This window comes from Faucicola sp. SE7633 (assembly GCF_059264685.1).
This window is the reverse complement of record NZ_JCADBW010000043.1, coordinates 1-7,192: the sequence shown is the minus strand read 5'-3', so window position 1 is coordinate 7,192 and position 7,192 is coordinate 1. Positions and strand designations below refer to the sequence as shown.

General features: G+C 44.5%; 8 protein-coding genes, 1 tRNA gene and 3 pseudogenes. 3 read left to right on the top strand and 9 right to left on the bottom strand.

Annotated elements, in window-relative coordinates; translation table 11 throughout:
• Positions 1 to 488, bottom strand: a pseudogene (locus AC5L4R_RS10360) (hypothetical protein); the annotation flags it as partial.
• Positions 489 to 809: 321 nt separating this feature from the next.
• On the opposite strand from AC5L4R_RS10360, the gene AC5L4R_RS10355 reads away from it, so the two are divergent.
• Complete coding sequence (locus tag AC5L4R_RS10355) at positions 810 to 1,640, top strand: IS982 family transposase (RefSeq protein WP_494473778.1); 831 nt, start codon at positions 810 to 812, stop codon at positions 1,638 to 1,640.
• Positions 1,641 to 1,643: 3 nt separating this feature from the next.
• Complete coding sequence (locus AC5L4R_RS10350) at positions 1,644 to 1,931, top strand: alpha-hydroxy-acid oxidizing protein (RefSeq protein ID WP_494473777.1); 288 nt, start codon at positions 1,644 to 1,646, stop codon at positions 1,929 to 1,931.
• Here the strand turns inward: AC5L4R_RS10350 and AC5L4R_RS10345 are convergent.
• The 5 genes from AC5L4R_RS10345 to AC5L4R_RS10325 all read right to left on the bottom strand — a co-directional run bounded on the left by AC5L4R_RS10345 (position 1,928) and on the right by AC5L4R_RS10325 (position 4,659).
• On the bottom strand, positions 1,928 to 2,320 hold the full coding sequence (locus AC5L4R_RS10345) for a hypothetical protein (protein ID WP_067238253.1): 393 nt from the start codon (positions 2,318 to 2,320) through the stop codon (positions 1,928 to 1,930). The two genes, AC5L4R_RS10350 and AC5L4R_RS10345, sit on opposite strands and share 4 nt — an antisense overlap.
• A gap of 50 nt (positions 2,321 to 2,370) precedes the next feature.
• Positions 2,371 to 2,760 (bottom strand): SirB2 family protein, encoded by a 390-nt coding sequence (locus AC5L4R_RS10340; protein ID WP_494473776.1) that lies wholly within the window; start codon positions 2,758 to 2,760, stop codon positions 2,371 to 2,373.
• Between the two features lie 39 nt (positions 2,761 to 2,799).
• The gene (locus AC5L4R_RS10335; protein ID WP_494473775.1) at positions 2,800 to 3,129 is read right to left on the bottom strand and encodes a BolA family protein; all 330 of its coding nucleotides are present in this window, start codon (positions 3,127 to 3,129) and stop codon (positions 2,800 to 2,802) included.
• Positions 3,130 to 3,267: 138 nt separating this feature from the next.
• Positions 3,268 to 3,732: a DUF441 domain-containing protein gene (locus tag AC5L4R_RS10330; protein ID WP_067059247.1), complete on the bottom strand. Its 465-nt coding sequence runs from the start codon at positions 3,730 to 3,732 to the stop codon at positions 3,268 to 3,270.
• Between the two features lie 93 nt (positions 3,733 to 3,825).
• On the bottom strand, positions 3,826 to 4,659 hold the full coding sequence (locus tag AC5L4R_RS10325) for a M48 family metallopeptidase (RefSeq protein ID WP_290000001.1): 834 nt from the start codon (positions 4,657 to 4,659) through the stop codon (positions 3,826 to 3,828).
• A gap of 292 nt (positions 4,660 to 4,951) precedes the next feature.
• Here AC5L4R_RS10325 and AC5L4R_RS10320 point away from each other — a divergent pair.
• Positions 4,952 to 5,027: transfer RNA gene (locus AC5L4R_RS10320), tRNA-Gly, on the top strand.
• 322 nt (positions 5,028 to 5,349) lie between these two features.
• Here AC5L4R_RS10320 and AC5L4R_RS10315 read toward each other — a convergent pair.
• The 3 genes and pseudogenes from AC5L4R_RS10315 to AC5L4R_RS10305 form a co-directional block, all read right to left on the bottom strand.
• Positions 5,350 to 6,141 carry an IS4 family transposase gene (locus AC5L4R_RS10315; RefSeq protein ID WP_494473779.1) on the bottom strand — a complete coding sequence of 264 codons (792 nt, stop codon included), beginning with the start codon at positions 6,139 to 6,141 and terminating at the stop codon, positions 5,350 to 5,352.
• 453 nt (positions 6,142 to 6,594) lie between these two features.
• Positions 6,595 to 6,780 (bottom strand): annotated as a pseudogene (locus tag AC5L4R_RS10310) (phosphomannomutase CpsG); the annotation flags it as partial.
• 298 nt (positions 6,781 to 7,078) lie between these two features.
• Positions 7,079 to 7,192: pseudogene (locus AC5L4R_RS10305) on the bottom strand (IS5/IS1182 family transposase); the annotation flags it as partial.

Here is a 7,192-nt window from a genome sequence, read left to right as displayed (position 1 = left end):
TGGGTTTCGTTGCCGTAGCCACCTTTTTTGGCATCAAAGCTCACACCATCAACGTTTTGTCCCAAAAAGAAATTGGCTTGCATGATAGCAAGTACATCATCGCCAAGTTTTTCGCCAAGTTCGGTCAATGCACCATCAGCTTTGGCCTGTTGCCACATACGGTATACCACCAAGTCATATTTGATGCTCGACAAGCCGCGTGAGCCATGACGCGCCAGCAATTGAGTATAAACAGGCACGTAGCCTGTAGGTGCGGCTGGCAAATTGGCGATATCTTTGGGAGCTTGATAAGGAGTTTTGGTTTGGTAATAGGTCTCGATGACGGTTGGTGTGGTCGGCTGGGTATTGGGCTGCGTGGGCGTGACGCTTGGGGTGGTTGGCTGCGTTGGTGAATTGACGGCAACGATTTTGGTGTCGTTGTCATCGTCGTTACATGCGGCCAAAGACAGTACGCCGACCACGGCTAGGGTTAGAAATCGTAGTTTCATCATAGCACCTTTTTACGTTTTTTACGTCTAATGTTAAGATTGGGTTAATTTTATACCGATAACGGCATAGCTTAAAAAGATTGTGTGACAAAATGATGAAGCCAGAACAATACCGTAACTTAACATCCAACAGCACAATAAAAAATGGCTTAATACGTTAAATTAAGCCATTATTAAAATGTTAAGTAACCCGACATATTAATGTTATGATATCATTATCCATTTATCATAACCCGAATTCGACATAAGAAAAGGCAAAAAAAAGAAGTCCAACATGCTAAAGTAAGTTCACCACAAACACCTTTAACCAGGACTTCTTACATGGACAATCTCGAAGAACTTTACTGCCACATAGACGACTACTGCAAAACCTACACAGCCGAGCAACAGAAGAAAATGCTAACGCCAAAGCGAAAAAGCAGTAAAAAGACCCGAAACAAACCATGCTGCATCAGTTTAGCAGAAATCATCACCATCATGGTACTATTTCATCAAATCAGATACCGAGAATTTAAAGCATTTTACTATGGCTATCTGTGTCAATGGCTAAAAAGTGCCTTTCCAAGACTACCAAGCTACAACAGAATGGTAGAACTGATGGAAAGAGCCGTACATCCCATGTGTGACAACCACCGTATCAAACGCCACAAAGTCTTTGCCGACACTGCCGCACGCGGCAAAAGCAGCATGGGCTGGTTTTATGGCTTTAAACTGCACGTCATCATCAATGACCAAGGTGAGCTTGTCAATCTCACCGTCACAGCAGGCAATGTGGATGACAGAAAACCTGTGAAACAACTGTGCGATATGACCGTATTTGGTAAACTGTTTGGTGATAAAGGCTATATTGATAAATCCCTAACTGCTTGGCTGGATGAGCATTTGGACGTTGAGCTGATTACCAATGTCAAAAAGAACATGAAAGCTAAGGACATTGCTTGGTTAGATAAGCGATTGCTCAAACGCCGTTTCTTGATTGAGACGGTGTTTGATGAGTTAAAGAACATTTGCCATATTGAGCATTCAAGACATCGTAGCTCTGCTGGGTTTATGGCTAATTTATTGGCAGGGCTGATTGCTTATTGCCACCAAGCCAAGAAACCTACGCTAAAGAATGTGCTGATTGGGCATTCTTTACCGCAGGTTGCTTAGTTTGTGATAGCTTTCAATGAGTTAGGCTGTGGCTTATGTCGAACTGGGGTTATCTTACTTGCTGATGGTGGTGTGATGTCGGGTAGCGATATTGCCAAGTTACGCGCATTGGGTGCGGATATGGTGGGTGTTGGGCGACTTGTGATTTATGGACTTGCGTTGGCAGGCGCGCTTGGGACGGCGCATGTGCTGCGCCTGTTGCAAGAAGAATGGCAGATCACCGCTGCTTTAACAGGCGAGCATGGCTTGGTGGCTAAAAATCGCTTAGGCGGCTCAACAAAAACGGTTTAGCGTTCACCATACAGCTTTACGCCATTGGCAAACGCGCAGTGTTGCATGCGTGCCGCTTGGACGATTGCCTCGCGCTCACCCATTGCAATCGCCAAGTTATTGCGATGACCGCCAGTGGTTTGTCCCAAGCCGATATTGACATTTGGATACACGCCGCCGCGTCCAATGCCGATCCCCAGCCCAACACCCGATACTGTCAAGCCATTGTGCTGGCTGCTGGCGGTGCTGATGTATTGCATCAAGCGGTTGTATTCGATATTGAGCTTGCCACAGTCATAGTTTTGGTATTGATTGGGCGACACATAGCTGGGCTTAGGCGTGGTGGCACAGCCCGTTACGCCCAATATTGCCGTACCAACCACACAAGACACAAGGTATAAAAATTTCATCGGCTAGACTCTTGGTTTTAAACTAAACTTTGGGTTTAAAAAAAATATGGCTACAACATCGGCTTGCTAAACGCCAAACCAACAATGCCCAAATAAGCCAGTAGCGCAACCAACATCAAGCCCTTTGCTGAAGCAGGTACAACAGCGGTGGTCGTGGCACTTGGCGCGACACGGGCTTGGCGCAATGCCACCACGGTTGCTACTATTGCCACCACCCACAGCGCGATTTTTGCCCATACCCAATGCGGCACGCCAATGGCTTGTGCCACAGGCATGACAGTAACAACGCCACTAATCAGCAGCAGCGTATATAGCACATGGCTACCGATTTTTAAACCGCGTCGGTTAAGAGCTGCTACCCGACCGCCATACACCAGCCCAAACTGGTACAAAAACAGCGCGATCGTCAAAAACGCAAACAGCATATGTACATGCTTCATAAAAATTCCTCACATGAAAAAATGGTTTGCTACACAGGCTTAGCGGTTTTGCCCTGCGCATTGTGGGCTGGCAGGGGCGTGGGTTTGGGCTTGCCATTCATCGGGCGTATAGGTGTGCAACGCCAACGCATGAATCGTGCCGCCGCCTTGCACCAACAAATCATTGACCAAACCATACACCAACTGATGCCGCTGCACCAGACGCTTGCCTGCAAACGCATCTGACACCAACACCAGTTTAAAATGGCTCTCTTTGCCATCAAAATAGCCTGCGTGTTGGCGCGACTCATTGATGACTTCAACATAACTTGGGGACAAAGCTTGCACACGCGTGTGCAAGGCATCGGCTAATGGGGTAGGTGAGGTCATGATAGTGTCCAAATAACCAACTAAATTGGATGTTAAAACGTTATTTTAGCACCGATTTTTGCCTTGCCATAGTGCCAAATGCATGTGGTTAAAACGCTAAAATTGCCAAGTGTTTAACTGATCGTGCCAATTTTGCCATCATTGCTTTGACCACAACAACAACGACAAAATCCCTGCCGCAATCAACGGCCCAACCGCAACACCGCGAAACAGCACCACACCTGCCACCGTGCCAATCATCAGGCTTGTTACCACATTGGGGTCAGCACTCATCAAGCGCACACCGCGCGCCCCCAGCCACGTCACCAACAACCCCACACCAATCGCCAAGATAGATTGCCAACTGGTGAATGACTGCAAAATGGCTTGACTGCTGATTTTACCGCTGGCAATCGGCGCCAAAATCGCCAACGTCAGCACAAACACACCTGCGTTGAGCCCATATTGTTGGATATAAGCAAATACTGGCTGATTAAATGGCAGCATTTTAAGCAGCAGCAACAAAGCCGCGCTGACCCAAATCGTCGGATTGTGCACCAACAGCCCACATGCCAGCAATATCAACAAAACAATAGTAGTAAGCTGCGCGTTCAAAAATTCCATCAGATCAAACACCTCAGTTAAATATCAATCATTATGAATAAAAAAAGCCCACTACAAAAGCAGGCTTTTAGGTTGTCAAATGGCAAGCAGTCGCTAGCGGCGCAACATCTGTGCTTGGGTTTGTTGATACAATGGCATCACACGCGGCATCAAAGCTTGCAAGTTATTGATACGCGTCGCGCTGGCAGGGTGGGTGCTCAAAAACTGTGGTGGCTCACCGCGTCCATCTACTTGCTGCATCTTGCGCCACAAGCTCACCGCCGCCTGTGGGTTGTAGCCTGCACGTGCCATCAATTCTAAGCCCATGACATCGGCTTCAGACTCCATTTGGCGGCTATTGGGTAATGCTAACCCCAACTCACTGGCGTACCCTGCCAGTTGGGCTTGCCCTTGTGATAAACCAAAACGGCTGGTTACCACACCCAAGCCAAGTTGAGTCGCCATCTGCTGAGAGAGTTTTTCGCGCGTATGCTCGCGCAGTGCATGCGCCATCTCATGCCCCATGATCGCCGCAATTTCATCATCGGTCAAATTCAAACGGTCAATAATACCCGTATAAAACATGATTTTACCACCTGGCAACACATAGGCGTTGATGGTATTGCTTTGGATAGTATGCACCTCCCAAGCCCAATTTTGCGCATCAGGGCGATACACCCCCACCTGCCCGATCAAGCGGCTAGCAATGCGCTTTAAGCGATTGACCTGCGCAGGGTTGGTATCAAGCTTGCCTGCTTGTCGCGCTTTGCCCACGGTTTCATTAAAGCTTTGCGCTGCCAGCTGCTGAACTTCAGCGTTTGACACCAACAACAGCTGATTACGGTCAATACCGATAGCACCTGTATTGGTGGTGCTAGCACAGCCAACCAACACACTGCTAGCAGCAAGTGTTGCACCCAGCACCCAAGTGGAAATTTTATGCTTCATAGACAGCCTTATCATTTAAATTGCCAAATTAGCTTATGAGGTCACGCCTAACGCGCTGCATGTGTTGTTGGTGATTATAAACATAAACTGGGTCAAAATTTAGCAAAAAAATGCTATGATTAAGTAACCGAGGTCTACTAATCATCGAAATTTGACCCAAAAAAAGCATTGAGCAAAAATTTTTAGAAAAAAATGCAAAAAATGCTTGACGGGTGCTCAAAAATCCTTATAATACCCATCCACAACGACGCGATAGCAAATCACAAAACATTAGCTAAAACGTCTAACATATGCGGGAATAGCTCAGTTGGTAGAGCACGACCTTGCCAAGGTCGGGGTCGCGAGTTCGAATCTCGTTTCCCGCTCCAAATTCTAAAAAGCCTAACTTAACAGTTAGGCTTTTTTATTGCTTGTAATCTCGCTATTATCAAGGCTTTCGAGCTAGCCGACTCTCTTTTTTGCTAAAAATGCTTTGTTAATTTAACTAATCAAATTTTTGCAAAATTTTAGACCGTGACCAAAACGTGACCATTTCGTGACCACGCATTTTTTACCATTTTTTAAAGTGACCCCGACCTTAAAACCCTGTCTTTAGTAGATTAAAATAGTTACTTGAGTAAATTTAATTTATCAATTTTTAATATCAAACCAAAATTTCTCTAAAAAATCACTCTGCACACGACAGGAACACTAAACTAAATTTGGCAAATACTTACCAGATAAAAAACGAAGCAATTGATTGAATATGGCATAATCCCTACTGATAATAAACCGTCCAAAGCCATCAATCAAGCAATCAAGCCCAATAGCGAAAATACTCGTTTGAGGGCGACCATTGGCTTTAGGGCGACGTTTATAATGATTGGGTTTTTCGCTTAGCTTTACTAAACCTGCTTGATATGCCCAACAAAAGGCTAAAGCGGTGATAGCAACAAGTTTACTTACCCTATCTTGTATGGTTAAATGCGTGTCCTCAAGATTAAAGCCACGTCCTTTAAAACAAGAAAACAGCGTTTCAATCTGCCAACGCTTGGCATAAGTTGCCATCGCATCATCATCGTCAAAATCATTGGTCGCCACAATCACATAATCGTTGTCGCTATCAAGCTTGGCGGATACCTTAACAGAGCAGTCATCAACCATTAAAGTTCGGTCATGATGATACGTTTGCTGTTGGCTTAGGTTGTGAAACAGGGTGTGTATTTGTACGCTTTCACCGTTGCTGTTAAAAACTTTGCTGTCTTTTTTAATGCGTATAGCAAATTTTAAATGCTCTGTGGTAAACCAGTTAAACCACGCTTTGCCGACAAACTCTCTATCAGCGAGTATTTTTACGATTTTGTCTTTGCCAAAGTTGTGAATGAATTTTTCAATCAATTCGGTTCGCTCTAAGGTACTTGAGTTGTCCCGTTTATCTAGCATTGTCCAGTATAGGGGAATGGCAATGCCGTGATGTACGGCGGCTAGCATAAAGATGTTGATGTTCTTTTTGCCTCATTTCCAATTGGTTCGGTCAATGGTTAAGGTAACTTTATCTAGCCCAAATAGGTTGTAAATAAGGCTGGCTATTTGGTGTTCGTCAATTTCGGTTTCTGCTAAAAACCGTTGTATGCGTCGGTAGTTGCTGTCGGTTTGACTGGCACTGGGAAAGTACTTTGCTATCTTTTTTAGGTTGCTACTTTGGGCGGTTATCAAACCTATTATCATTTGGCTGATGCAGTTGATTTTTGCCTTGTGTAGCTTTAGGTTTTGGGCTAATATACTTTCAAGTCTGATAAGATTTGACATGGTTTAATTCGTCGAAAAAATTACTATTATGCCTTGTTTTATCAGACTTTTTTATTTTTTTGTCGTGTGCAGAGAAGGCATATTATTATGGAATATTAAATATTGAAGGAGCTTTATAATGAAAAAATCAAAAACATTAAAAAATATTAAAGATTTGCCCGATTTAGACAGTAGCTCAATGACCAATAGCCATGGAATCATGTCACAGTAGTTAAAGTCGCGGAAATAATGGTGCGCGGACATTTCACCACCATAGACCGCGTTGTGCTCGCGCATGATTTGTTTGATAAATGAATGCCCTGACTTGCTCATCACGGGTACGCCGCCTGCTTGCGCAATGATGTTTGGCTGTTCAAACCTGTCGTTGTTTTTCGATAGTCTTTATACTGTGTTGCTGCCGTCATGTCTTCACTGTTTTGCCATATTTACCACCAAATAAACCTGCTAAAAAAATTATAGAGACCTTTGCACAAACCAGCGACCGTCTCTCGACACCAATTTCAAACTCAACTAAAAACTGGAATTGGTGTTAAAGAAGTGAAGAAAGTCACCGAATTGGCATAAAAGCCTCCTAAATTGCCGTAAATTAACGTCTATTGGCTAGTTTTACCAACCAACAGACACAATAACCCTAAGCGACCCCATATTTTCGCTTCAAGCCTAGGGCAGTTTTTAAATTATGCACTATGCTAGCAAGCAAAGTACTGGTATGAAATTGCATTAACCCAAGGTGACGAGCCTTATT